Below are 23,842 nucleotides of genomic sequence, written 5' to 3'. Positions count from 1 at the left end.
GCTTCTCGCTAAGCCGCTTGCGCAGCCTGGCGAAGGGCAAGCCCTGCCCTCACGATGTTGACCGCCGCATTCACGTCAGCGTGCGCGGCATGCCCGCACGCCGTACAGGCGAACGCGGCCTGGGTGACGCGATTCTCCCGTGCGCAGTGCCCGCAGCGGGCACAGGTGCGGGAGGTGCCGGCGGGGTCCACCGCGATCAGCTCTCGACCGGCGCTTTCAGCCTTGTGCGCGAGGATCGTCAGGAACACCCCCCAGCCCGCGTCCAGGATCGACCGGTTGAGCCCAGACTTGGCGGCGACGTTCCGGCCGGGGGCTTCGGTCGTGCCGGACGCCGAGCGGGTCATGTTCGCGATCCGCAGGTCCTCGTGCACGATCACGTCATAGATGCGGACCAGGGCGAGCGCGGCCTTGTGGGCGTGGTCGAGCCGCTGACGGCGGACTTTGGCGTGCAGCGCGGTGACGCGGGCCACCGCCTTGCGCCGCCGCTTGGAGCCCCGTTTCCTGCGGGCGAGGTCTCGCTGGGCGTCCGCCAGACGGCCGGCGGTGGCGGCCAGGTGGCGGGGGTTGGCCGCCCGGCCACCGTCGGAGGTGGTGACGAGCGAGGCCACGCCCATGTCGATCCCGGCCACCGCGCCGGTGGCGGGCAGCGGCTCGGCGGGCACGTCGTCGCACGACAGCACCACGAACCAGCGGGACCCCTCGCGCTTGACGCTGATCGTCTTCACCTGGCCGCGCACGGGCCGGTGCCGGTGAACGCGGACATGCCCGACCCCCTGAAGGCGCACGTAGGCGACGGTCGGGTGCTCGGGCTGGGAGTCCCACCGGCAGCCGTCGCCGTCCTTCGGCCACTCAACCGTGTCGAACCGGCCACGCCCCTTGAACCGCGGGAACCCCGGCGCGCGTCCGGCCCTGACGCGGTCGAAGAACGCGCGAAACGCCTTGTCGAGCCGTCGCAGGGTGGCCTGCTGGGACGAGAACGACCAACGCCCCTGCCCGCCCGAGTCGTCGGCACGGATGTGTTTCAGCTCGGCCGACTGATCGCCGTACCGGACACTCACGCCCGCCCTGGCGTAGGCGGTGCGCCGGTGCTCCAAGGCAGCGTTGTAGAGCTGCCTGTGATCCTCCAGACACGCCGCCAGCGCCGCCGCCTGCCGGGCAGTGGGGCGCAACAGGAACCGGAACGACCTGCGCACACCCCACCTCCCGTCACGTTCGGTAACGACAACGCCACGATATCGGCTGGCGCCGACAAAACCAGAAAGGACATCCGCGATGCGCAGATGTGACAGGTCAGGGCACGCTCGGGCCTTGACGGCCCTCCCGCTCCCGATTCACCCGTCTCCTCAAGGCGACGGTCCCCTCGGGAGACTCTGATGGACGCCACCGAGACCCCGCACGTGTTGTTCGTCGAGGACGACGAGGTGATCAGGGAAGTGACCCAGCTGACCCTCGAACGCGACGGCCTGACGGTCACGACCGCCGCCGACGGGATGGCCGGCCTGGAGTCCTTCCGCGCCCGCACCCCCGACGTGGTGCTGCTGGACGTGATGCTGCCGGGCATGAACGGAGTGAGCCTGTGCCGGCGCATCCGCGAGGAGAGCCTCGTCCCGGTGATCATGCTGTCGGCCCGGGACGACGCCGTCGACGTGGTGGTCGGGCTGGAGGCGGGCGCCGACGACTACGTGACCAAGCCCTTCGACGGCTCGGTGCTGCTGGCCCGCATCCGCGCGGTGCTGCGCCGCAGCGCTCGCACCGCTCAGGGCGGCGCTCCGGCCGGGCGGCGCGCCCGCCCGCTGCGCTTCGGCGACGTGGAGATCGACGTCGACGGCATGCGGGTGCTGCGCGGCGGCAGGCCGGTGGCGCTCACCCCGACCGAGATGCGGCTGCTGCTGCGCTTCGCCGAGTCGCCCGGCACGGTGCTCAGCAGGGACGTGCTGCTGGCAAGCGTCTGGGACTACGCCTACGGCGGCGACTCCCGGCTGGCCGACATCCACGTGCAGCGGCTGCGCAACAAGATCGGCGGCGAACGCATCGAGACGGTGCGCGGCTTCGGCTACAAGCTGCGCGCGGAGGGCGAGTGAGGCTGCGGCGGGCCACGGGGGCACGGCGGATGAGCCTACGCTGGAAGATCAGTGCCACGGTCGCCGCGGTCAGCGTCGTCGTGGCGGTGGCGCTGAGCCTCATCGTCCATCTCGCCTACGCCCGCAAGCAGGCCGACGACGCCCACCGCCTGCAGGCCGAACGCATCCAGCTGCTGCTGCGCGAATATCACCGCGGCAGCCAGCCGGCCTTCGGCAGCCGGCTGGACGACCCGGCCGTGCCGGCTGATCTGCGCGCGGCGGTACGGGACGGGCAGGTCGCCACCGCGCTGCGCCAGACCTCCGAGGGCACCTTCGTCTGGGCGGCGGCCGGCACCGGCGACCACGTGCTGTCGTTGCGCTCCGACTACCGGCACAGCCTCGATGACCTGGCCGCGCTCGACCGGGTCCTGCTGCTGGGCTCGGCCGCGGTCGTCGCCGGCGGCACCCTGGCCGGGATCGCCATCGGCGCGCGCCTGTCGGACCGGCTGCGCCGGGCGGCGACCGCCGCCCGCCACGTCAGCGCCGGCGACCCCACCGTCCGGGTGGGCGCGGCGATCGGCGGCCGCTCCCACGACGAGGCCACCGAGCTCGCCCACGCCGTCGACGCGATGGCCGGCGCCCTGCGGGCCCGCCTCGAAGCCGAACGCCGGGTCACCGCCGACATCGCCCACGAGCTGCGCACCCCGCTCACCGGCCTCACCACCGCCGCCGAGCTCCTGCCGCCCGGCAGGATGACCGACATCGTGCGGGAGCGCACCCAGGCCCTGCGCGCCCTCGTCGAGGACGTGCTGGAGGTGGCCCGCCTGGACACCGCCACGGAACGCCCCGCCCTGTCCGACGTCGCCCTCGGGGAGTTCACCACGCACCGCGCGGCGGCGCTCGCCCCGGACGCGCGGGTCGTGGTCCGCGCCGCCGCCGTCGTGGCCACCGACCCGCGCCGCCTGGAGCGCATCCTGGCCAACCTGCTCACCAACGCCGCCCTCCACGGCCGGCCGCCGATCACCGTGGTGGTCGACGGAGCCCGCGTCACCGTCCACGACCGCGGCCCCGGATTCCCCGGCCATCTGCTGCGCGACGGGCCGGCGCGTTTCCGCAAGGGCGGCGACCGGACGACCGCTGGTCACGGCCTGGGCCTGACCATCGCCGCCGGCCAGGCCGGCGTGCTGGGCGCCCGCCTCACCTTCGCCAACCCGCCGGAAGGCGGCGCGCTGGCCACGCTCGACCTCGCCCTCGCCCTCGCCGACGCCGGCGACCCCCATCCGTGATATGATCATTTTGTCATGAACGCTCATGACACTTCCCGGCCTCGCGTGATGCTCGCAGGCGACCCCGGCAGCGCCGCCGCCCGCTTCGTGGCGGCCATGAACGCCCGTGACGCTCAGGCCCTCGACCACGTCTACGAAGACGACGCCGTCCTCGTGCCGGTCCCCGGCCATCCCGTCACCGGTGCCGGCCGCCTGGCCGCCAACCAGCACCTGCGAAGCTTCGGCCTGCCGATCGAGGCGCGCCCCCGGCACGTGTACGTCGCCGGCGACATCGCCCTGCTCATCGTTGACTGGTCGATGCGGGGCACCGCCGGGGACGGCAGCCGGATCGACATGTCCGGCACCGCCACCGACGTCGTCCGGCGCGACCCCGACGGCCAGTGGCGCTACGTCATCGACAACCCTCACGGGACGGCCTCGTTCCCCGAGAGCGCCTGACCCGCCGGTCGCGCAGGCACGCGCGGGCCCGGGCGCCCGGCGGGCCCCGGCGGGCCCCCGGGCCTCCGGGTCCCGCGGCCGGTGAGCCCCACTGCCCGCCCAGCGGCCGGTGAGCCCTGCGGCGGGCTCAGCGGCCGGTGAGCCGGGAGCGGTCGACCTTGCCGGTCGGGTTGCGCGGGACCGACGGCACGAACACGACGTCGCGGGGCACCTTGAAACCCGCCAGTTCCGCCTTCACCGCGCTCTTGAGCTCGTCGGCCGACAGCGTGACGCCCTCCTCGGCGACCACATATGCCGCCAGGCGCCGGCCGTACTCCTCGTCGGGCACGCCCAGCACGGCCACGTCGGCGACGCCCGGCAGGCGGGCCAGGAGGTTCTCCACCTCCTGCGGGAAGACATTCTCACCGCCGGAGACGATCATGTCGTCGTCGCGGCCGTCGATGAACAGCAGCCCTCCCCCGTCCCGGTGGCCCAGGTCGCCGGTGCCCATCAGCTCGCCCGCCCGCGCGCCGAACGCCAGCCCGCCGCCGACCAGAACCCGCCCCGTCTCGCCCGCCGGCAGCTCCTCCCCGTCCGGTCCCGCGATCCGCACGGTGGCGCCGCGCGGCGGGCGGCCGATCGTGTCAGGGGCCTCCCGCAAGTCCTCGGGCGTGGCGAGGGCGGCCCAGCCGGCCTCGGTGGAGCCGTACAGGTTGTAGAGCACGTCGCCGTAGGCGTCCATGAACGCGGTGGCCAGGTCGGGCCGGAGCGCGGCACCGCCGGAGACCACCACCCGCAGGCCGGGCAGGTCACGGGGCTCGCGGGCCAGCAGCCGCGACAGCATGGCCGGCACGGCCACCAGCGCGCCGGCCCGGTGCCGCTCCAGGGCGTCGAGCACGGCGTCGGGGTCGAAGCGGCGCATCAGGACGACGGGGCATCCGAGCACGAGCGCGACCGCGTACCAGAGGATGCCGAGCCCGTGGAACAGCGGCGGCGCGATGAGCATCGGCTCGCCGCCGCGCACCGGCACGGTGGCCAGCATCGCGACGAACGGCTCGGCCAGCCCCGCCACCGACAGCCGCCGGGGCGCGCCCTTGGGCAGGCCGGTCGTGCCCGAGGTGAGCAGCACCAGCCGTCCCGGCCGCCGCGGCACCGGAGGGGGCGGGGCGGCGGAGCGCATGAGCTCGTCCAGGTCGCCGGCCCGCCGCCCGGCGAAGTCCACCGGCGGCAGGCCGGGCGCGGCGACGAGCACGTCGGCCTGTTCGCGGCGCAGCACGTCGCGCAGGGCCGGCCCGGCCAGCCCTGTGTTGAGCAGCAGCAGGTCCGCGCCCAGCCGGGACACGGCCGCGACCGCCTCCGCGAACCCGCGGTGGTTGGGCCACATGACCGCCACCGTCGTTCCCGGCTCCACGCCGAGCCGGTGGTGCAGGCCGGCGGCCAGCGCGGCGGCGCGCCCGTCCAGCTCGGCGAACGTGAGCGCGCCGTCCTCGTCCACCACGGCCTGCCGGTCCGGCCAGCGCGCCGCCGCCATCGCCAGCCCGGCGGCCGGGGTCACGTGGAAATGCCGGTACGCCTCCACCACGCGGGCGAGCGCGGCCGGATGGGTCGGTCGCAGCAACCCGTTGCGGGTGAGGGCGACGGCGGCCTGCGCGCCGAACTCGCCCAGCTCGGCCAGTTTCTCGATCATCGCCGTACCCCAGGCCTTTCTCACGGGAGGAGGTACGCGTACCCGCTCAGCCCGGACGGGAACCCGCGTCGCCGCGATCAGTCGCCGCCCGGGTACACCCGCCCCTCCATGAGACGGCGGGCGGTCCTGACCGCGCCCACCGACCGCACGGGCGGCGACGCCGCGGGGTCGACGTCGGCCAGCACCTCGACGACACCGCGCGGATGCCTGACGCGGACCGTTGCGTCGCTCACACCGCGCGCCACCCCCGACGGGACGGTGCCGGGCAGGCGCACGGCGGCGCCCAGGCACAGCGCGGCCGTCATCGGCAGCGCGTGGTGGATCCTGCCCATGGACACGCCGAGCGCGGCGACGTGGTGACCGTCGTCCAGGGGTTCGCCGACGAGCGCGATGCGCGGCACGATCGGCGAGTCCCTGGCCGCCTCGTCCGGCTGCGCGGCGCGGCCCAGCGCCACCGCCGCCGCGCCGCGCAGCCGTTCCAGCCTGGCCAGCAGGGCGCCGTCCGCGCCGAGCGCGGCGGGCGGCGCGGCGCCGAGGTCCACTCGCAGGTCTTCGGCGCGGGCGAACACGTACGGGTGGGTGACGTCCAGGATGGTCACCTCGACGGGCCCGTCCTCGCCGTCCAGCAGCGACACGGGCCCCGACGCGGGATAGCAGGGCCCGAGGCCGAGGTAGCGGGTGACGATCGGGGCGCCGGGCCGCCTGACGCCCGGGATGTGGTGCGTCCCGGCGGCGCGCGCCCTGCCGTCGCGCACCGGCACCTCGGCCAGGATGCGCACGCCGGTGTTGCCGTTGCGCAGCCGCACCCGCGTCACCGGTTCGACGGCCGTCACCAGTCCTTCGTCCACGGCGAACGGCCCGACGGCCGAGGTGAGGTTGCCGCAGTTGCCCGACCAGTCCACGATCGGCCGGTCCACCCCGACCTGGGCGAACCAGTACCACACGTCGTCGCCGTCGCCCCCAGGCTCGACCACGACGACCTTGCTGGTGCTGGAGTGCGTGCCGCCGAGCCCGTCGATCTGCATCGGGTCGGGGCTGCCCATGAGGTCGAGGATGAGGGCGTCGCGGGCGGGGCCCGCCGGCGGCAGGTCGCGGGCGTGCAGGAACAGGCCCTTGCTCGTGCCGCCGCGCATCAGCACGGCGGGAATCGGCTCACTCATGCGCTCGCTCCGCCCACCGCTGGTACAGCCGGTTCAGCGCGACGATGTCCTGGCCGGCCAGCCCCTCAGCGACGGCCATCGCGTACATCGAGCGCGCGACGGATGCCGCGGGAGCGGGCACGCCGACCGAGCGGGCCAGGTCGAGCCCGAGCCCGAGGTCCTTTTCGCCGAGCGCGACGGTGAAGCGCGGGCGGAAGTCGCCGGCGATGGCCCACGGGAACCTCTTGGTGAAATGGTGCGAGCGTCCCCCGCTCCGCGACAACACGTCGAAGTGCCGCTCCGGTTCGACGCCCGCGGCCACGCCGATCTGGAAGGCCTCGGCCGCGACGAGCACGTTGGCCATCGACATCAGGTTGTTGACGAGCTTGACCACCTTGCCCGTCCCGATGTCACCGGTGTGCGCGATGGACGTGCCGATCCGGCCCAGCAGCGGTTCGAGGTCACGCAGGTCCGCCTCCCAGGCCCCGGCGATCAGCGCCAGCGCGCCCGCGGCCGCCTCCTCCGGCCCGCCGCTGACCGCGCAGTCGACCACGCGCAGCCCAGCCGCGCGCGCCGGGACGGCGATCTCGCGCATCGTGCCGGGGTCGATCGTGCTCAGCTCGACGGCGAACGTACCGGGCGCCGCATGCCGCACGAGTCCGCCGGGCCCGCACCACGCGGCGCGCACCGCCGCCGCGTCGGGCAGGCTGGTGATGACGGTGCGCGCGCCCGTGACCGCCTCGGCCGGGCCGGCCGAGGCGGTCACGCCCGCCTCGGCCGCCCGGCGCACGGCCACCTCGTCCAGGTCATAGCCGACGACCTCGCGACCGGCGGCGGCCAGGCGGGCCGCCACGGCGCCGCCCATCGCGCCCAGCCCCACGACGCACACGGGCTCCCACATGTTGTCAGCCATCGGTGTTCCTCCCCAGTTTCATGCGATGCGGACGGCCCGGCCCTCGAAGCCGTCGACCGGGTCGAACCTGGCCAGCACCTCGGGATCGTGCCCGGGCACGATGAGCTCGGGAGCGGCGGCCAGGGCGCGCATGCGGTCGAAGGTGTCGTACATCGCGGGCAGGTCGGTCAGGACGCCGAAAGGCGCGTCGTCCTCGACGTTGGCGTACAGGTGCGAGGCGTCGGCGGCCAGCACGACGGTGCCGCGCGCGGTGGCCACGCTGACGATCTGCAGCCCGGCGGTGTGCCCGCCGACGTGGTGCACGCGCACACCGGGCACCACGTCGTGCTCTCCGTCCACGAACAACACCCGGCCGTCGAGCGCGTATCCGGCCAGCCGCTCGATGTCGGCGCGCTCGACGAGCCTGCGGAACTCGTGGCGGGCGGCGTGCCTGCCGGTCCAGAAGGCCATTTCCCTGGCCTGAACGACGAACTTGGCGCCGGTGAACGCTTCCACGTCGCCGACGTGGTCGTAGTGGAAGTGGGAAAGGATCACGTACGGCACGGCCGAGCAGTCGGCGCCGAGCCCTTCCAGCGCCCGCGACGGGGCCTGCCAGTGCTCGCGGCCGCGGCGCGCCGCCGTCTCCGCGGTGAACCCCACGTCGACCACGATGTCGCGGCTCGGGTCCTGGCCGGGCGACCTGATCAGCCAGACGAAGTAGTCGAGCTGGGTGGGCTTCTCCAGCGGCTCGGCGGCGGAGCCGTGGAAGTACTGCGCTCGTTTGCCGCCGGGATGCTGGCCGAACTTGACCGCGTAGACCTCGTGCGCCGGGGCTGTCATGGTCTTCACCTCACTGGTCGATCACTTTGACGACGACGGTGTGGTACTCCTCGGCATGCCCTCGCGCGCAGGCGGTGCCGAGCAGATCGTGCGCGAGCCGCCCGGCGGGCAGTCGCAGGCCCGCACGCTCGGCCAGGTCGAGGGCGTACCCGATGTCCTTGCGCATGTAGGCGGCGGGGAAGGCGCCGCGCGGGTGGGTGTCCGGCTGCAGCGCCTTGCGGCCGTGGTTGTCCAGGGCGAAGCTCGCCGCCGAGCCGGCCGCGAGCGCGTCGAAGAGCGTGGCGTCGTCCACCAGCCCCGTGCGCCTGGCCAGCGTGACGGCCTCGGCCAGCGCCACGACGGTCTCGAAGACGACCAGGTTGTTCACCAGCTTGACCAGGGCGCCCGCGCCGGGCGGGCCGCAGTGCCGCACCTCGGTCGCCAGGTGGCGCAGGTACGGTTCGACGCGGGCGAACGCGGCGGCGTCGGGCGCGCCCACGGTGATGCTCAGCGTGCCGTCGACGGCCGCCTGCCGGGTGCGGGCGACGGGCGCGTCGAGGAAGGCGACGTCCGCCTCGGCCAGCCGCGCCGCGAGGCGCTGCGCCAGTTCGACGGGCGAGGTGCTCAGGTCCACGATGGTCTGTCCCGCCCGCGCGCGCGGCAGCAGCTCGTTCAGGACGACGGCCTCCACCTGGGGTCCGCCGGGCAGCGACAGGAAGACGAGGTCGCTGCGCTCGGCCACCTCCGCGGCCGAGCCCGCCCTGTCCGCCCCTGAGGCGTCCAGCGCCTTCGCGTCAAGATCGAACGCGGTCACCGGGACGCCCGCGCGGCGCACGAGGTTACGGCACATGGGCCCGCCCATGACGCCGAGGCCGACGAAACCGAGTCTGGTGCTCATGACGTTCCTTCCTCCGACGGGGACGAGGTGGCGTAGCGGGCCTCGAGCACCTCGAACTCCGGCCGTCTGACCAGCCGCTGCCGCTCGGCCCAGCTGGCGAGCTGCGACTCGCCGGGAGCGGTTCCCGCGCGCAGCGTGTGCAGCGCGTCCTGGATGCCCTTCAGCCCGGCCAGCAGCGGCAGGTTGGCGTGCAGCGCGATCGCGAACCCCAGCTCGCGCAGCCGCCGCTCGGGCAGCATGGGCGTGACACCACCGTGCACCAGGTTGATGACCTGCGGCCCGCGCACCTTGGCCGCGACCTGCTCCACCTCGGCTTCCGAGCGGGGCGCCTCGACGAACACCACGTCGGCGCCCGCCGCGCGGTAGGCGTTGGCCCTGGCGCAGGCCTCCTCTATCCCGGCCACGGCGCGCGCGTCGGTGCGCGCGACGATCAGGGTGCCGTCGTCGCGCCTGGCGTCCACCGCGGCCCGGATCTTGGCGATCATCTCCCCGGTGGGGACGACGCTCTTGCCGGCGAAGTGGCCGCACCGTTTGGGGAAACTCTGATCCTCGATCTGGATCGCGCCTGCGCCGGCCCGTTCCAGGTCGCGGACGGTGCGGCGGACGTTGATCGGGTTGCCGAAGCCCGTGTCGGCGTCGACGATGAGCGGCACGCTCACCGCCTCGCGGATCGCCGCCACGTGTGCGAGCAGTTCGCTGAAGGTCAGCAGCCCGATGTCGGGGACCGCCAGATGGCTGTTGGCCAGCCCCGCGCCGGTGACGTAGACGCTCTCGAAACCGCAGTCCTCGATCACCCGCGCGGTCAGGGCGTTGGCGGCGCCGGGCACGACGAGCAGCCGTCCTGAGCCGAGCAGCGCGCGAAGGGCGCTCACCCGGTACCACCGGCGGCCCGCGCCGCCGCGTTCCCCCCGGCGATCCTGCCGAACACCGCGCCGCGCACGAGCCCCGAGCCCGCGGCGTAGTTGTGGTAGAAGAAGTCGCCGGCGATCTCCCCCGTGGCGTACAGGCCGGGCATCGGCCGTCCCGTCGTGTCCACGACGCGCGCCTGGGTGTCGATCTTCAGCCCGCCGTAGGTGAAGGTGATGCCGCAGGTGACCGCGTAGGCCACGAAAGGCGGTTCGTCCAGCGTCTGGGCCCAGTTCGACTTGGGCGGCTGCCCGGCCGGCTCGGCCGAGACACCGTCCAGCCGCATCGGATCGAACCGGGACCCGGCGTCGGCCGAGACGGCACGGTTGAACGTCGAGACCGTCTCGGCCAGCGCGTTCGCCGGCACGCCGAGCCGCCCGGCCAGCTCCGCGAGCGTACCGGCCTCGACGGGCGTGCCGGTGCGGTAGCGGGGTTCGAGCAGGTGGACGGTCTTCTGGTCGAAGACCTGGTAGGCGACTCCGCCGGTCTGCCGCATGATCGCGCTGCCGGTCTTGGCGTAGGTCAGCCAGACCTCGGTCTCGCCCTCGTCGACGAAGCGCCGGCCCTCCCCGTTGACCAGGAGCGCGTACGGGTAGGAGTAGCGGCTCAGCTTGTCGGTCATGCGCAGGTCGCCCACGGGCGGGTGCGCGGCGTCCTGCGGGCTGGCGTGGCAGCCGCCCCAGTGGCCGGCCGGCTGGGCTCCGGCGTGCAGCGCCTGGGTGAGCATCGTGCCCATGTTGAACCGGGTACCGCGTACCTTCACCAGGTCCCAGCCGGGGCCGAGGTAACGCAGCCGCATTTCGGGGTTGGCCTCGAACCCGCCGCTGGCCAGCACGACCGCCCCGCGAACCTCGTCGAAGCCGTTCTGCCGGCGCACGAGCACGCCGTCGACGGTCGCGCCACTGGTGATCAGACCGGCGGCGGGCGCGTCGTACCGGATCTCGATGCCGGCCCGCTCGACGGCGGCGAACAGCCGCTCCATCAGGCCGACCCCCTCGCCCTTGGCGCGGATGGCGCCGCCGGGCGGCAGCGCGTAGACGCCGTCCAGGTTGTCCAGGTCGAAGAGCTTGTTGGCGGTGAGTTCCCATTCCACGCCCTGCCGCCGCATCCATTCGAGCGTCTCGAAGGACCCGTCGACCACGGTGTCGACCAGTTCGCGCGGCGGGCGGCCCATGGAGGTGGCCAGCCAGTCGCCCGCGTAGCGCTGCCTGCTGTACGGCGCGACGGACACCTTGGACAGCACCTTCTCGTCCGACTCGGTCAGCAGCGGGCGTATCGACTCCAGGCCGTCGTGGGCGGCGCGGAAGATGCCGCCGGAGAAGCGGCTGTTGCCGCCGCGTTCGTCCTCCCCGGCAGCCTCCAGCACGATCACGCGGGCGCCGGCCTCGTGCGCGGCCAGCGCCGCCACCAGCCCCGCGTTGCCCGCGCCGACAACGACGACGTCGGTCTCCGTCATGGACAAGGATCTTCCTTTCGTCAGGGGTGAGTCTCAGCGGCTCGGCGCGTACGCGGAGTCGCCCTCGCCGGCCGCCGTGGCCGGCCGCGCGTCGGCGATGCGCAGGCGCGAGGTCTCGGGCGCCAGGTACGCAGCCACCGCGCTGATCACGGCGGTGAACGCCATGTACCCGGCGAAGTACCAGGGACCGCCGTCGCCGACCCCGACGAGCGCGGTCGCGATCAAGGGCAACGGCCCGCCGAACAGCGCGCCGGCCACCTGGTAGCCGAGGGAGAGGCCCGTGTAGCGGACCGAGGTCGGGAACAGCTCGGAGAAGAAGCTGGCCTGCGTGCCGTACACCGCGGCGTGCCCGACGGCCATGCAGACGGCGATGCCGGCGAACAGCAGCGGCCCCGATCCCTGGCCGGCCAGCCAGAAGAAGGGGAACGTGCACGCCGCGAGGAAGGCCAGGCCGCCGATGTACACCGGCCGCCTGCCGACCCGGTCGGAGAGGTGCGCGAACGCCGGCAGCGTGAACGTCTCGATCAGCGCGGCGACGCTGACCGCGACCAGCACGGTGCTGCTGGAGAACCCGAGCGTGGTCGTGGCGTAGGCGAGGATGAAGGTGGCGAAGGTGTAGAAGTAGGTGTTGGGCGCGATGTGTGCGGCGATGAGCAGCACGACCCTGCCGGGATGGCGCCTGACGACCTCGGCCAGCGGCAGGCGCACGACGGCCTGCGTCTGCTTGGCGTTCTCGAAGGCGGGGCTCTCCACGATCCGCATCCTGATCACGAGTCCGACCAGGACGAGCACGAAGCTGAGCAGGAACGGCACGCGCCAGCCCCAGGCCTGGAAGCTCGCCTCCGGCATGGCGGTGAGGAAGGCGTAGAAGACGGCCGTGCCGAGCACGAGCCCGGCAGTCACCCCCATCTGCGGCCAGCTCGCCGCAAGACCGCGGCGCCCTTCTGGGGCGTGCTCCACGGCCATGACGACGGCTCCGCCGTACTCTCCGCCGACGGCCAGCCCCTGGAACACGCGGAGCGCCACCAGCAGTGCGGGCGCGGCGACACCGATGCTCGCGTACGTCGGCAGGACGCCGATGAGCATCGTGGCCACGCCCATGCCGACGACGGTGACGACGAGCATCGTCTTCCTGCTGAGCTTGTCGCCGAAGTGACCGGCCAGCACACCGCCGATCGGCCGGGCCAGCCAGCCGGTGGCGAACGTGGCGAAAGCCAGCAGGGTGCCCGCGGTGGGCGAGAACTCGGGGAAGAACAGCTTGTTCAGAACCAGGGCGGCGGAAGTTCCGTAAATGAAGAAGTCGTACCACTCGACTGTGGTCCCGACCAGGGTCGCCAGCGCGACGCGCCGGCTCTGTCCGGACATGGGTCACCTCCGTGAGGGAGTGATGGAGGGTGTCGCAGCGTTGGGAGGAGGTGGTCAGGTGCGGATGGAGAACGGGTCCCTGGCGGAGCCCGAGTAGTCGATCATCACGTTCTGCACGTAGGTGTACTCGGCGAGCGCCTCCTCGCCGCGCTCGCGCCCGTAGCCGCTGCGCTTGACGCCGCCGAACGGGGCCTGGGCGGCGGTGGAACGGTAGGTGTTGACCCAGATCGAGCCGGCTTCCAGGCGGTCGGCGACGCGGTGCGCTCGGTCCAGGTCGCGGGTCCAGACGCCGGCGGCGAGACCGTAGTCGGTGGCGTTGGCGATGCGGACGGCCTCGTCCTCGTCGTCGAAGGGGATGATGGACAGCACCGGGCCGAAGATCTCCTCCGCGGCGACGCGCATGTCCGGGGAGACGTCGCCGAAGACGGTCGGCTGGATGAACAAGCCTCGGCCCGGCCCTTCCGCGGCGTGGCCGCCGGTGAGCAGGGTGGCGCCGTCGTCGCGGCCGGCCTCGATGAGAGCGAGGATCCGGTCGAACTGGGGGCGGTTGGCCACCGGGCCCATCTCGGTCTCCGGGTCGAGCGGGTCGCCCAGGCGGATCGCGCGGGCGCGCGCGACGATGGCCTCGCTCACCTGCTCGTAGATGGGGCGGTGCACCAGCAGGCGCGAGCCGGCGATGCACGTCTGCCCGGCCGCGGCGAAGATCCCCGCGACGGCGCCGACGATCGCGCGGTCGAGGTCGGCGTCGTCGAAGACGATGTTGGGTGACTTGCCGCCGAGTTCGAGCGTGAGCGGGATCAGGCGGCGGGCCGCGGCCTCGGCCACGCGCGCGCCCGTCGCGCTCCCTCCGGTGAAGCTGATCTTGTCGATGCCGGGATGGGCGGTCAGCGCGTCGCCCACCGCCCCGTCACCCGTGACGACGTTGACCACGCCGGGCGGGAAACCGGCCTCGGCGGCCAGCAGGCCCAGCTCGCAGGTCGTCACCGACGCGTGCTCCGACGGCTTGACCACGACGGTGTTGCCCGTGGCGAGCGCGGCGGGCAGCTTGTTGGCCAGCAAGGCGATCGGCGAGTTCCAGGCGGTGACGATCCCGGCGACGCCGTAGGGACGGCGGCGGGTGAAGTCGAACATGCCGGGGTGGTCCAGCGGCACGGTCCTGCCGTAGATCTTGTCGGCGTAGCCGGCGAAGAAGCGCAGGTTGCGCGCGGCGAAGGTCATCTGGTTGCGGGTCTCGCGGATGACCTTGCCGTTGTCGCTGCTCTCCATCGTGGCCAGGGCGTCGCCGTGCGCCTCCAGCAGGTCGGCCAGGGCGGTCATGAGCTGGGCGCGCCGCACGCCCGGCGTGGTGCGCCAGGTCTCGTGGAAGGCTCCGCGGGCGGCGTCGACGGCGCGGCCGACGTCGCCGGGGGTCGCGGCGGGCACGGTCGCCCACTCCTGGCCGGTGTAGGGATTGATCGACGCGAAGCGGTCGGCGCCGTCCTCCGCGCGGCCATCGATGATCATACGGGCGCGTTTCACGGCGGGCCCCCCTCCTGCCGCCCCAGGTTCAGCCGGCGGGCGCCGGCGTCTCGCAGATCGCCGGCCATCCCCTCGAACAACTGCCTGACGTTCTGCCGTGACGCCTCCAGGTGGGCGTGCATGGCCGCGTCGGCCTCCTCCGGATCGCGTGCGCGTATCGCCTCGTAGATGCGGTAGTGCTCCTCGAAGGCGGCCTTGGCGCGGGGCGGGGACTCGCCCGATCGGGCCCGGGCGAGCTGGAACTGCCTCGACACGCTCCTGGCCGTCTCCACCAGCTTCAGGTTGCCGCTCATGTCGAGAACCTGCTGGTGGAAGTCCAGATCGCGTGGGTACGGGTGATCGGGGTCGGCCAGGGCCGCCTTGGTGCTGGCCAGCAGCCGGCCGAGCGCGTCGAGCAGGTCGTCGTCGGCGCGCTCGGCGGCCAGCCTGGCGGCCTTGCATTCCAGCGCCTGGCGCACTTCTGCCAGCTGGTCGATGGCGACGGCGTCGAAAGCCGCGACGAACATGCCCCGGCCGGGCACGGCGCGCACGAGGCCTTCGGCGGCCAGCGCCTGCAACGCCTCCCTGATCGGCGATCTGCTGATCGACAGCGTCTCGGCGAGGTTGAGCTCGTTCAGCCGCTCTCCCGGCTCGAACTGGCCGGACAGGATGAGCTGCCGGATGATCGTGGCGACCTCGTCGGCGAACCGGCGAGATTGGAACACCGAGCTGTCGAAGCCTTCCGGCAATCCCTTGCGGTCACGTGGGGGGGACATCGAACCTGCCAATCTGTCGTCTGTCGACAGACGACACCCTAGAACAGGACACTCCACCCCACAAGCCCCAATATTCCAGTGTGAGGACGCAGGCGGTGCTTGACACCGCACGGCGGCACGGATGTAATGCTCGACGTGTCGTGTGACGCCGCCAGGTGGACGGCGGCGGGTGGGCGGCACCTGACACCCGGGGGTTGATCTCTATGTTCACGGGCCTCATCTGATCTTCTCGCGCCCCGCGTGACGCCTCCGTGCCCATGACGGCGCCCAGCGCCCTGGTACGGACCCGCATGAGCCTCCCCCGGCTCATCCCCGCGTGCCCGAGGCACCGACGCCACCGCCACGCCGTGCTCACCCGTGCTCGTCCACACCTTGATCGAAGGAACCCTTCGTGCAGCTCGCACACGTCTCCATCACGCCCGAAGCCAAAGCCGCCGTACGCTCCCACCTCGGCACGTTGTTCACCGACCCGCCCACGCTCGACGCCGACGCCGACATGACCCCCGTCCTGCCGCGGACCGGCGGCGTCCCCGGCATGTGGGTCACCGCACCCGGCGCGAAGCTCGAGGCGGGCGTCACGATCTACGTGCACGGCGGGGGCTTCTCCCACAGCAACCCGGCCATGGAGCAGATCATGGCCCACCGTCTCTCCCAGGCGACGGGCCGCCCCGCCCTGGCGGTCGACTACCGGCTCGCGCCGGCCCACCCCTACCCCGCGGCCGTCGAGGACGTGGTGGCCGTCCACCGGAGCCTGCTCGCCCAGGAGGTGCCCGCCGAGCGGATCCTGCTCGCCGGCGAGTCGGCCGGCGGGACGCTGCTGCTGTCGGCGCTCCTGGTGCTCGCCGAGGCCGGCGACCCTCTGCCCGGGGGCGCCGTGGCGGTCTCCCCCGTCACCGACTTCACGGTTTCGAGCCCGTCCATCCGCGCCAACAAGGGCCGCGACCTCATCGACCCGGACATCATGGGCCCCATCGGCGAGCAGTATCTCGCGGGCGCGCGCCCCGACCAGGGGCCGCAGTCGCCTCTCTACGGCGATCTGCGCGGCCTGCCGCCCCTCCTCATCGTCGCGGGCGGCGACGAGGTGCTCCTCGACGACTCCCGGCGCTTCGCCGAGGCCGCCTGCGCCGCCGGCGTCGACACGGCGCTCGACGTCTACGACGGCATGCCGCACGCGTTCCACGCCGTGGTGCTGTCCCCGGGCGACGCTCACCTGCCGACCGCGACGACGTTCCTGCGGCGGGTGACGGACTGGACGGCCCGGCTCCCGGTCACGTGACCTCCGCGTCCCGCCCCGAACCGGCCTGTCCGGGGCCCCGAACCGGCCCTGTCCAAGGTCCTGGACCGGCCGGGGTCCCGGTCACTGCTGGCCGGGGCGGCGGGCCGGGACCGGGGCGGGACGTACGGCGCCGTCGGCGAAGCGGCCGGGGCGGAACGGCGACAGCAGCGCGGACTCCTCCCCGAACAGCTCGCCCGCCACCTCCTCCATCAGCAGCGGCGCCAGCGTCACCCCGCTGTGCGTGGCCACCGTGTAGACGCGCCGGCCGGCGTCGGCGAAGCCGGCCACGGTGAGCCCGTCACCCGGCATCGCCCGCTGGCCGACGACCGCCCGCTCCGCCGTCGCCCCCTCGGTCGCGCGCAGCACCTTCGGCAGCAGGCCGAGCATCTCGTCGACGACCTCGCCCGGCACCGGGAGCGCCGGGTCGGCCAGCCCGTCCAGCTGCAGCGCCTGCAGCAGCAGCCGGCCCCCGCCGTCGGGGCGCAGGTTGAGCCCGCCGGTGGTGAGCACCCGGGACAGCCGGGCAGGCACCGGCGACGTGGTGACCAGGAACCCGTTGGTGACCGTCCCGGACACGGCGGGATCCAGCATGGGGACGTCCGCCCCGGCCAGCGCGGCCACCCGCTGCGTCCAGCGGCCCGCGCACGTGACCACCACGTCGCCGGCGAACGTGCGCCCGTCGGCCAGCGTCACCTTGGCGCCCGCCGGTGCCGTCTCGACGGCCGTGACCTCGGCCCCGCACTCGACCACCGCGCCACGGTCGCGGGCCTCGCCGAGCAGCCGGCCGAGCAGCCGCAGCGGCAGCACGTACGCCTCGCCGGGGAAGAACACGTACTCGGCGCCGCCGGGCGGCGGCACCAGGTCGGGCTCCAGCGCCCGCGCCCGCCGGGCGGTCACCCGCTCGACCGGGTAGCCCAGGGCCAGCAGCCGCGCCACGCGCTCCTCCAGCAGGCCCTTGTGCTCGTCGGTGGCCGCGCACTCGAGGTTGCCCGTGGGGAAGTGCCAGTCGCCGGGCAGCTGGTGGTGCGCCCAGACGGCGGCGTGGTTGAGGTCGAAGTACTCCTTCGGCGTCTTGTTGTTGGCGTTGATCCACGCGACCGAGGTGGACGTCGTACCGGAGCCCGGGGTCCGGGCCTCCAGGACGGTGACCTGCGCCCCGCGCCGGGTCAGACCGGCCGCGACCGCGGCACCGACCACCCCCGCACCGATGACGACGACTCGCACAGTGGCTCCTCTCACTTGTGGTCGGTGTCGGCGCCGAACAGCCTGGCCACGCCGACGAAACGTTCGATGACGACGACCGCGACCACGGCGAACAGCACCATCAGCGTGCCGATGGCGGTGACCGTCGGGTCGTAGTCGTACTGCATGTAGTTGAAGATCCGTACGGGCAGCGTCTGCAGGTCGGTGGTGACCACGAACAGCGCCACGGTGAGGTCGTCGAAGGAGGTGATGAAGGCGAAGAACGCGCCGCCGATGAGCGCGCCGCGCACGGCGGGCAGCGTCACGTGCCAGAACACCAGGAACGGCGGCGCGCCCAGCCCCGCGGCGGCCTTCTCCGCCGAGCGGTCCAGTCCGGCGAGCCCGGCGAGGACGAGCCGCACCGCGTACGGCACCGTCAGCACCAGGTGGGCCAGCAGCAGCGTGAACGGGCTGGAGGCCAGCCCCATCTGCGCGAACCACTGCAGCAGGCCGATGCCGAGCACGATCGTGGGCACCGCGAACGCGCTGGACAACACCGCCTCCAGCGCGCCGCGCCCGGGGAAGCGGTGGCGGTGGATGGCCAGCCCGCCGGCCAGACCCACCACCGCGGAGATCGCCGCCGCGGCCAGGGCCACCCCGGCGCTGAGCGCGAACGACGACAGGAACTCCGGCTTGCCGAACACCTCCGCGTACCAGCGCAGCGTGATCCCCTGCGGCGGGAACGTCACGTACGACGTGGTCGTGAGCGAGGAGGCCACGGTGACCGCGACGGGGGCGATCAGGAACAGCCCGACGAGGACGGCGAAGCCGGTGCCGAGCACGCGGGTGAGCCGGGTCATCCGAACACCGCCTCCCCGTGGCCCCTGCGCAGCAGCCGGGAGTAGCCGAGCAGCAGCCCGGTCGTCACGACGACCAGGACGAACCCGATCGCGGCCGCGTACGGCCAGTCGAGCGTGGTCGTGGCCTGCGTGTAGACGAAGTACGGCATGAGCTTCACCTTCGGGCCGCCGAGGATCGCGGGGGTGACGAAGCTGGACGCGGTCAGGCTGAACACGATCATGGCTCCGGCCAGCATGCCGGGAGCGGACAGCGGCAGCGTGATCCGCCAGAAGCAGGTCCAGCCGGGCGCGCCCAGCCCTTTGGCGGCGGGCACGAGCGTCGGGTCGATCCGGTCGAGGCTGCCCATCAGCGGCAGCACCATGTACGCCAGCATCACGTGGACCATGCCGATGAGCACGGCCGTGTCGTTGTAGAGCAGCTGCGGCGGGGTGAGCCCGAGCCACGTCAGCACGGCCGCGACGGGGCCGTTCGGCCCCAGCACCACGAGCCAGCCGTACGCGCGGATGACCATGCTGATCAGCAGCGGCGACAGCAGCAGCAACGCCAGCCAGTTGCGCACCCGCGGGGAGCGGCCGCGCATGTAGAGGGCGAACGGGTAGCCGATGACCAGGCAGCCGGCCGTGGTCAGGGCGGCGACCTTGAGGGTGTTCCACAACACGTCCCGGTAGAACGGGTCGCCGAGGAACCGTGCGTAGTTTCCGAAGGTGAACGCGCCGGTCTGCGTCCTGAAGCTGTTGGCCACCAGCGTGAACAGCGGCGCCACGAACAGCAGCGCGAAGATGACGACGGCGGGCAGCGCGAGCAGCAGGCCAGTACGCCAGCGGGGACGGCTCCCCCGCCCGCTCGCCGGCCCGTTCCCTGGCCCGTTCCCTGGCCCGGTCCCTGGCCCGTTCCCTGGCCCGTTCCCTGGCCCGTTCACCGGGCCGCCATCGAGGCGTCCGACGGCCGCCATGCGCAGGTCACCTCCTCCCCTGCCTCGGGCACCTCCGCGTCGAACGGCAGCGCCGCCGTCACCTCGCCCGCACCGGTGGCGACGACGCACCGGATGCGCGAGCCGAGGAACCGGGTCTCCCGCACGGTGCCCCTGAGCCCGTCGCCGTCCGCCCGGATCCGCACGACCTCGGGCCGTACGTAGACGCGCACGCCGGCGCCCTGGGCCGGAGGGTCGCCCACGGGGGTGGCGCCGACCCTCGCGCCCGCGACCTCGCAGACGCCGGCGCCCGTGGCGGTGCCGTCGAGGGCGTTGACCTCGCCGATGAACTGCGCCACGAAGTCCGTGGCCGGCCTCAGGTAGATCTCCCGCGGCCGGTCGAGCTGGTGGATGACGCCGTCGGCCATGACCGCGATCCGGTCGGAGACCGCCAGCGCCTCCTCCTGGTCGTGGGTGACGAGGATGGTGGTGGTGCCGATGCGCCGCTGCAGCGCGACGACCTCCTCGCGCAGCCGAACCCGCAGCTGCGCGTCGAGGTTGGAGAACGGCTCGTCGAGCAGCAGCAGGTCGGGCTGGATGACGAGGGCCCTGGCCAGCGCGGCGCGCTGCTGCTGGCCGCCGGACAGCTGGCGCGGGTGCCGGCCGGCCATGCCGTCCAGGCCGACCATCTCCAGCACCTCCTCGACCTGGCTCCGGCGCTCGGCCGCCGGCACCTTCCGCATGCGCAGGCCGAACGCCACGTTGTCGGCGATCGTCATGTGCGGGAACAGCGCGTACGACTGGAAGACCATGCCCATCGAGCGGCGGTGCGGCGGGGTGCCGGTGACGTCCGTGCCGTCCACCTCGATCACGCCGCCGTCGGCGCCGAGATGCCCGGCCACCATGTTGAGCGTGGTGGTCTTGCCGCAGCCCGAGGGCCCGAGCAGGGTCAGGAACTCGCCCGGCTCCGTCTCCAGGTCCACCGCGGAGACGACCTCCTTGCCGCCCAGCACCTTGCGCACGCCGTCCAGGCGCAGGCGCCCGCGCCGTGCGGCCGTGCCCGCGGGCGTCTCGGTGGTGCTCGTGCTCACTGGCCGTTCAGCCTCCTGCCGGGTGGTGCGGGTCCTCACGACCGTTCGACCTCCTTCGTCCACCGGTCCGTCCACGCGGACCGCGCGTCGTTGACGACGGTCCAGTCCAGCGGCTTCATCTCGGCCGCCTGCTCCGGGCCGACCACCCGCCCGGCCACCGCCGGGTCGAGCCCGGCGTCGGTGACCGTCGGCCCGTCGTAGCCCTCGGCGGCCAGCTCGCGCTGGATGCCGGGCTGCAGCAGGGCGTTGACGAACTGCTGCGCCAGGTCGGGGTGCGGCGCCCCGTCGACCACGTTCGCGGTGGCCAGCAGCGGGATGGCGCCGGCCTCGGGGTAGACGAACGCGATCGGGAAGTCCTTGTCCGCCAGCGTCTCCACGCGCGATCCGCCCCAGACGGAGGCGACGGCCTGCCCCTGGAGGAAGTAGTTGGACACGTCGGCGGTGGTGTCGAACGTGAACGCGTTGGCGGCCACCTTCTTCACGCCCGCGAAGCCCGGGTCGATGTCCCGCTCGGAACCGCCGTCCGCGCGGGCCGCCAGCATCAGCGCGCCCACGCCGTACGTGTTGCTGATCGACGGCAGCACGACCTTGCCCTTGAGCCTCGGGTCGGCCAGGTCGGCCAGGCGCTTGGGCGCGGGCAGGCCGTTCTTCGCGTACCAGTCGCGGTTGTAGGCGAGCCCGGTCGCGGTCAGCGCGAAGCCGACCCCGACGTCTCCTGCGAGCCTGGCGACCTTCTCCACCTTGTCCAGGCGGGTGACCTTGGCCGGGTCGAGCCTGGCCAGCAGCCCGGCCTCGGCCGCCTGGGCCTGCGGTCCGTCGTCGATGAGGGCCACGTCGATCTGCGGCGCGTCCTTCTGTGCCTTGAGCTTGGCGACGGTGTCGGTGGAGCTGCCGGCGACGTAGGTGACCTGGCAGCCGCAGGACTTCTCGAAGCCGGGCAGCACGGCCTGTTCGAAGACCTCCTGGTACGAGCCTCCGTACCCGGCCACGACGAGCTTGCCGGGCGCGGCGGCGGGGGTGGGCGGGGCGCAGGCCGCGAGCCCGACGAGGGCCAGCGCCGCGGCGAGCAGCCTGGTCATGAGGTTTCGATCTCCTTGTTCCAGCGGTCCGTCCACGCGGAGCGGCTCTTGTTGATCGTGGCCCAGTCGAGCTTGCGCAGGTCCGCGGCGCGTTCCTGGCCGACGACCTTCTCGGCGAGCGCGGGGTCGAGCGTGACGCCCTCGACGGCCGGGCCGTTGAAGTTGGAGGCGGCCATGGCCTGCTGCGCCGACGGGTCGAGCAGCGTGTTGACGAACTTCTGCGCCAGGTCGGGGTGCGGCGCCTTGTTCACCACGTTGACGGTGGCGATCAGGGGCAGCGCGCCCTCCTCCGGGTAGACGAACTTGATGGGGAACCCCTTCTTGGCCAGCGTCTGCACCCGTGAGTTGCCCCACACGGTGGCGACGGCCTGGCCCTGGAGGAAATAGTTGGACACGTCGGCGGTGGTGTCGAACGTGACGGCGTTGGCGGCGACCTTCTTCACGCCCGCGAAGCCGGGGGCGATGTCCTGCTCGGAGCCGCCGGCGACCTTGGCCGCCATGAGCAGGGCGCCCAGGCCGTACGTCTGGGTGATGGACGGCATGACGAGCTTGCCCTTGAGCTTGGGGTCCGCCAGGTCGGCGAGCCGTTCGGGAGCGGGCAGGCCGTTCTTGGCGTAGTAGTCGGTGTTGTAGGCCAGGCCGGTGGCGTTCAGGGAGAAGCCGACGCCGACGTCACCGGGCAGGCGGGCGATGTCGATCACCTTGGGCAGGTTCGTGACGGTCTTCGGGTCGAGCTTGGCGAGCAGGCCCGCCTCGACCGCCTGGTTCTGCACGCCGTCGTCGATGAGCGCGACGTCGATCTGCGGCGCGTCCTTCTGCGCCTTGAGCTTGGCGACGGTGTCGGTGGAGCTGCCGGCGACGTAGGTGACCTTGCACGAGCAGGCCTTCTCGAAGCCGGGGATGACCGACTGCTTGAACGCCTCCTCGTACGACCCGCCGTATCCGGCGATGACCAGCGTGCCGGGGGCGGCGGACGGCGTGGGCGGGCCGCAGGAGGTGAGGGCGAGGGCTCCGGCGAGGAGCCCGGCGGTCAGCGATCTGGGTGTCATGGCGACCTCCGCAGGGTGCGGTTCGGGGCTAGGTGGCCGATGTCGCGCGCGGTCGCGCCGGTCTCGACCAGGTCGGCGATGATGTCTCCGAGGACGGGTGCGAGCTTGAAACCGTGGCCGCTGAACGCCGCGGCGAGCACGGTGCGGCCGTGCCCGCCGAGCAGGCCGTGCCCGTCGGAGGTGAAGGCGTCGCAGTACGTCGCCACCCGCACCGGGTCCGGGTCCAGTCCCGGCAGCGTCTCGGCGACCGCGCGCGCGACCTGCCTGACGTAGGCGACGGGCACGCTGCGGGCCAGCGCGGCGGGTGACGCGATCTCCCGCCAGGGCACGTGCAGGTTGATCTTGACGCCCGCGCCGTCCACCGCGGGGAAACACGAGTAGGCGGGCTCGCCGACGCGGATGGCGATCGGGCACCGGCCGGGGTCGAACAGGCTCTCGTCCCGGCGCGGGAACCAGGTAGAGGTGATGGCCCTGACGGTCAGGGCGCGGGCGAGCGGTTCGGGCAGCAGGCCGCTCGCCGCCGCCCACGGGCCGGGGGCGAGCACCGCGTGGGTGAAGCGGTGCTCGCCGTCCTCGGCCAGGACGGTGACGCCGGCGGCGTCCTCGCGCAGTTCGCGTACGGGCGTGTAGCGGGCGACGCGCGCGCCCGCCCGCTCCGCGGCGGCGGCCGCGGCCCCGACGGCGGGTTCGGGACGCAGGTAGCCGGCGTCGTGGTCGACGACCATGACCTCTCCGTCGCGCAGGGGGTGCTCGGGCACCCGCCGCCGCGCGTCCTCGCCCGTCAGGACCTCGACGGGCAGGTCGTGGGCGCGGGCGGCGTCCAGCACCGCGCGCACCTTGGGGTGTTCGCGGGGGCCCGCCGTGACGCCGCCGACCGGGGTGAGCAGCCGGCGTCCCGCTGCGCGCTCCAGTTCGGCCCACAGGGCGCGGGCCTCGCGCAGCAGCGGCACGTAGCGGGGGCCTTCCTTGTACGCCGTACGGAAGATGCGCGACTCGCCTCCGGCGGCCCCGCGGTCGTGGCCGGGGGCGTAGGTGTCGAAGCCGACGGCGTGGATGCCGCGCTCGGCCAGCCGCCACAGGGCCATCGAGCCGACGGTGCCGGTGCCGACGACGGCGACTGAGGTCATGGCTCCGCTCCTTCGGGGGGTTTCGGGGGGTGTGACGGTTTTCTGGGGGGTTCACGGCATGGCGAGAAC

The 23,842-nt window shown here is 73.3% G+C and carries 22 protein-coding genes; 4 read left to right on the top strand and 18 right to left on the bottom strand.

The features are described from left to right. Positions 1 to 8: 8 nt before the first annotated feature. Positions 9 to 1,193 (bottom strand): RNA-guided endonuclease InsQ/TnpB family protein, encoded by a 1,185-nt coding sequence (locus ACTWPV_RS44735; protein WP_443156451.1) that lies wholly within the window; start codon positions 1,191 to 1,193, stop codon positions 9 to 11. Between the two features lie 180 nt (positions 1,194 to 1,373). Here ACTWPV_RS44735 and cseB point away from each other — a divergent pair, with 180 nt between their 5' ends. Genes cseB through ACTWPV_RS44720 form a run of 3 tightly spaced genes read left to right on the top strand, consistent with a single transcriptional unit; the run spans position 1,374 to position 3,784 of the window. Next, positions 1,374 to 2,081 carry a two-component system response regulator CseB gene (cseB, locus tag ACTWPV_RS44730; protein WP_443156450.1) on the top strand — a complete coding sequence of 236 codons (708 nt, stop codon included), beginning with the start codon at positions 1,374 to 1,376 and terminating at the stop codon, positions 2,079 to 2,081. 29 nt (positions 2,082 to 2,110) lie between these two features. Then, positions 2,111 to 3,346, top strand: coding sequence for an ATP-binding protein (locus tag ACTWPV_RS44725; RefSeq protein WP_443156449.1), 1,236 nt, complete (start codon positions 2,111 to 2,113; stop codon positions 3,344 to 3,346). 15 nt (positions 3,347 to 3,361) lie between these two features. Then, a complete protein-coding gene (locus ACTWPV_RS44720) occupies positions 3,362 to 3,784 on the top strand; it encodes a YybH family protein (RefSeq protein ID WP_443156448.1) in 423 nt (140 codons plus the stop codon). Positions 3,785 to 3,911: 127 nt separating this feature from the next. Here the strand turns inward: ACTWPV_RS44720 and ACTWPV_RS44715 are convergent, their stop codons facing one another. The 10 genes from ACTWPV_RS44715 to ACTWPV_RS44670 form a co-directional block, all read right to left on the bottom strand. Next, positions 3,912 to 5,450: an AMP-binding protein gene (locus tag ACTWPV_RS44715; RefSeq protein ID WP_443156447.1), complete on the bottom strand. Its 1,539-nt coding sequence runs from the start codon at positions 5,448 to 5,450 to the stop codon at positions 3,912 to 3,914. A gap of 77 nt (positions 5,451 to 5,527) precedes the next feature. Further along, positions 5,528 to 6,610, bottom strand: a complete 1,083-nt coding sequence (locus ACTWPV_RS44710; RefSeq protein ID WP_443156446.1) for a PrpF domain-containing protein — start codon at positions 6,608 to 6,610, stop codon at positions 5,528 to 5,530. Next, entirely contained in the window at positions 6,603 to 7,502 is a 900-nt protein-coding gene (locus tag ACTWPV_RS44705) for an NAD(P)-dependent oxidoreductase (protein WP_443156445.1), read from the bottom strand. Before ACTWPV_RS44705 ends, ACTWPV_RS44710 begins: the two co-directional genes overlap by 8 nt. 18 nt (positions 7,503 to 7,520) lie before the next feature. Beyond that, a complete protein-coding gene (locus ACTWPV_RS44700) occupies positions 7,521 to 8,321 on the bottom strand; it encodes an N-acyl homoserine lactonase family protein (protein WP_443156444.1) in 801 nt (266 codons plus the stop codon). Between the two features lie 10 nt (positions 8,322 to 8,331). Next, entirely contained in the window at positions 8,332 to 9,198 is an 867-nt protein-coding gene (locus ACTWPV_RS44695) for an NAD(P)-dependent oxidoreductase (RefSeq protein ID WP_443156443.1), read from the bottom strand. Beyond that, positions 9,195 to 10,070 (bottom strand): isocitrate lyase/PEP mutase family protein, encoded by an 876-nt coding sequence (locus ACTWPV_RS44690; RefSeq protein ID WP_443156442.1) that lies wholly within the window; start codon positions 10,068 to 10,070, stop codon positions 9,195 to 9,197. Before ACTWPV_RS44690 ends, ACTWPV_RS44695 begins: the two co-directional genes overlap by 4 nt. Next, complete coding sequence (gene tcuA / locus ACTWPV_RS44685) at positions 10,067 to 11,560, bottom strand: FAD-dependent tricarballylate dehydrogenase TcuA (protein ID WP_443156441.1); 1,494 nt, start codon at positions 11,558 to 11,560, stop codon at positions 10,067 to 10,069. The genes ACTWPV_RS44690 and tcuA overlap by 4 nt, the downstream gene beginning before the upstream one ends. 33 nt (positions 11,561 to 11,593) lie before the next feature. After that, complete coding sequence (locus ACTWPV_RS44680) at positions 11,594 to 12,925, bottom strand: MFS transporter (RefSeq protein ID WP_347650091.1); 1,332 nt, start codon at positions 12,923 to 12,925, stop codon at positions 11,594 to 11,596. A 54-nt stretch (positions 12,926 to 12,979) separates the two neighbouring features. Next, positions 12,980 to 14,443 carry an aldehyde dehydrogenase gene (locus tag ACTWPV_RS44675; RefSeq protein ID WP_443156440.1) on the bottom strand — a complete coding sequence of 488 codons (1,464 nt, stop codon included), beginning with the start codon at positions 14,441 to 14,443 and terminating at the stop codon, positions 12,980 to 12,982. Continuing rightward, the gene (locus ACTWPV_RS44670) at positions 14,440 to 15,198 is read right to left on the bottom strand and encodes a GntR family transcriptional regulator (protein WP_347650093.1); all 759 of its coding nucleotides are present in this window, start codon (positions 15,196 to 15,198) and stop codon (positions 14,440 to 14,442) included. The genes ACTWPV_RS44675 and ACTWPV_RS44670 overlap by 4 nt, the downstream gene beginning before the upstream one ends. Positions 15,199 to 15,589: 391 nt before the next feature. Here ACTWPV_RS44670 and ACTWPV_RS44665 point away from each other — a divergent pair, with 391 nt between their 5' ends. Further along, a complete protein-coding gene (locus ACTWPV_RS44665; RefSeq protein ID WP_443156439.1) occupies positions 15,590 to 16,474 on the top strand; it encodes an alpha/beta hydrolase in 885 nt (294 codons plus the stop codon). A gap of 81 nt (positions 16,475 to 16,555) precedes the next feature. On the opposite strand, the gene ACTWPV_RS44660 is transcribed toward ACTWPV_RS44665, so the two are convergent. From ACTWPV_RS44660 to solA, 7 genes are read right to left on the bottom strand one after another with little or no spacing between them, the layout of a single operon-like run. Further along, a complete protein-coding gene (locus ACTWPV_RS44660; RefSeq protein ID WP_443156438.1) occupies positions 16,556 to 17,698 on the bottom strand; it encodes an NAD(P)/FAD-dependent oxidoreductase in 1,143 nt (380 codons plus the stop codon). 11 nt (positions 17,699 to 17,709) lie between these two features. Next, the gene (locus ACTWPV_RS44655) at positions 17,710 to 18,516 is read right to left on the bottom strand and encodes an ABC transporter permease (protein ID WP_347650096.1); all 807 of its coding nucleotides are present in this window, start codon (positions 18,514 to 18,516) and stop codon (positions 17,710 to 17,712) included. Continuing rightward, positions 18,513 to 19,469: an ABC transporter permease gene (locus ACTWPV_RS44650; protein ID WP_443156437.1), complete on the bottom strand. Its 957-nt coding sequence runs from the start codon at positions 19,467 to 19,469 to the stop codon at positions 18,513 to 18,515. Before ACTWPV_RS44650 ends, ACTWPV_RS44655 begins: the two co-directional genes overlap by 4 nt. Beyond that, on the bottom strand, positions 19,433 to 20,557 hold the full coding sequence (locus ACTWPV_RS44645; protein ID WP_443156436.1) for an ABC transporter ATP-binding protein: 1,125 nt from the start codon (positions 20,555 to 20,557) through the stop codon (positions 19,433 to 19,435). Before ACTWPV_RS44645 ends, ACTWPV_RS44650 begins: the two co-directional genes overlap by 37 nt. Further along, positions 20,554 to 21,597, bottom strand: a complete 1,044-nt coding sequence (locus ACTWPV_RS44640) for an ABC transporter substrate-binding protein (protein ID WP_443156435.1) — start codon at positions 21,595 to 21,597, stop codon at positions 20,554 to 20,556. Before ACTWPV_RS44640 ends, ACTWPV_RS44645 begins: the two co-directional genes overlap by 4 nt. After that, a complete protein-coding gene (locus tag ACTWPV_RS44635) occupies positions 21,594 to 22,646 on the bottom strand; it encodes an ABC transporter substrate-binding protein (protein WP_443156434.1) in 1,053 nt (350 codons plus the stop codon). Before ACTWPV_RS44635 ends, ACTWPV_RS44640 begins: the two co-directional genes overlap by 4 nt. Beyond that, positions 22,643 to 23,773 (bottom strand): N-methyl-L-tryptophan oxidase, encoded by a 1,131-nt coding sequence (gene solA, locus ACTWPV_RS44630; RefSeq protein WP_443156433.1) that lies wholly within the window; start codon positions 23,771 to 23,773, stop codon positions 22,643 to 22,645. Before solA ends, ACTWPV_RS44635 begins: the two co-directional genes overlap by 4 nt. Between the last annotated feature and the right edge of the window lie 69 nt (positions 23,774 to 23,842).

The organism is Nonomuraea sp. KM88, from assembly GCF_052245635.1.
GTDB lineage: Bacteria > Actinomycetota > Actinomycetes > Streptosporangiales > Streptosporangiaceae > Nonomuraea.
This window is presented reverse-complemented; position numbering and strand designations above follow the sequence as displayed.

What these genes read in the sequence shown, in the direction of transcription:
- cseB (WP_443156450.1), top strand. Translation starts at nt 1,374, where the DNA reads ATGGACGCCACCGAGACCCCGCACGTGTTGTTCGTCGAGGACGACGAG.
- ACTWPV_RS44725 (WP_443156449.1), top strand. Translation starts at nt 2,111, where the DNA reads ATGAGCCTACGCTGGAAGATCAGTGCCACGGTCGCCGCGGTCAGCGTC.
- ACTWPV_RS44720 (WP_443156448.1), top strand. Translation starts at nt 3,362, where the DNA reads ATGAACGCTCATGACACTTCCCGGCCTCGCGTGATGCTCGCAGGCGAC.
- ACTWPV_RS44715 (WP_443156447.1), bottom strand. Translation starts at nt 5,450, where the DNA reads ATGATCGAGAAACTGGCCGAGCTGGGCGAGTTCGGCGCGCAGGCCGCC.
- ACTWPV_RS44710 (WP_443156446.1), bottom strand. Translation starts at nt 6,610, where the DNA reads ATGAGTGAGCCGATTCCCGCCGTGCTGATGCGCGGCGGCACGAGCAAG.
- ACTWPV_RS44705 (WP_443156445.1), bottom strand. Translation starts at nt 7,502, where the DNA reads ATGGCTGACAACATGTGGGAGCCCGTGTGCGTCGTGGGGCTGGGCGCG.
- ACTWPV_RS44700 (WP_443156444.1), bottom strand. Translation starts at nt 8,321, where the DNA reads ATGACAGCCCCGGCGCACGAGGTCTACGCGGTCAAGTTCGGCCAGCAT.
- ACTWPV_RS44695 (WP_443156443.1), bottom strand. Translation starts at nt 9,198, where the DNA reads ATGAGCACCAGACTCGGTTTCGTCGGCCTCGGCGTCATGGGCGGGCCC.
- tcuA (WP_443156441.1), bottom strand. Translation starts at nt 11,560, where the DNA reads ATGACGGAGACCGACGTCGTCGTTGTCGGCGCGGGCAACGCGGGGCTG.
- ACTWPV_RS44680 (WP_347650091.1), bottom strand. Translation starts at nt 12,925, where the DNA reads ATGTCCGGACAGAGCCGGCGCGTCGCGCTGGCGACCCTGGTCGGGACC.
- ACTWPV_RS44670 (WP_347650093.1), bottom strand. Translation starts at nt 15,198, where the DNA reads ATGTCCCCCCCACGTGACCGCAAGGGATTGCCGGAAGGCTTCGACAGC.
- ACTWPV_RS44655 (WP_347650096.1), bottom strand. Translation starts at nt 18,516, where the DNA reads ATGACCCGGCTCACCCGCGTGCTCGGCACCGGCTTCGCCGTCCTCGTC.
- ACTWPV_RS44650 (WP_443156437.1), bottom strand. Translation starts at nt 19,469, where the DNA reads ATGGCGGCCGTCGGACGCCTCGATGGCGGCCCGGTGAACGGGCCAGGG.
- ACTWPV_RS44640 (WP_443156435.1), bottom strand. Translation starts at nt 21,597, where the DNA reads ATGACCAGGCTGCTCGCCGCGGCGCTGGCCCTCGTCGGGCTCGCGGCC.
- ACTWPV_RS44635 (WP_443156434.1), bottom strand. Translation starts at nt 22,646, where the DNA reads ATGACACCCAGATCGCTGACCGCCGGGCTCCTCGCCGGAGCCCTCGCC.
- solA (WP_443156433.1), bottom strand. Translation starts at nt 23,773, where the DNA reads ATGACCTCAGTCGCCGTCGTCGGCACCGGCACCGTCGGCTCGATGGCC.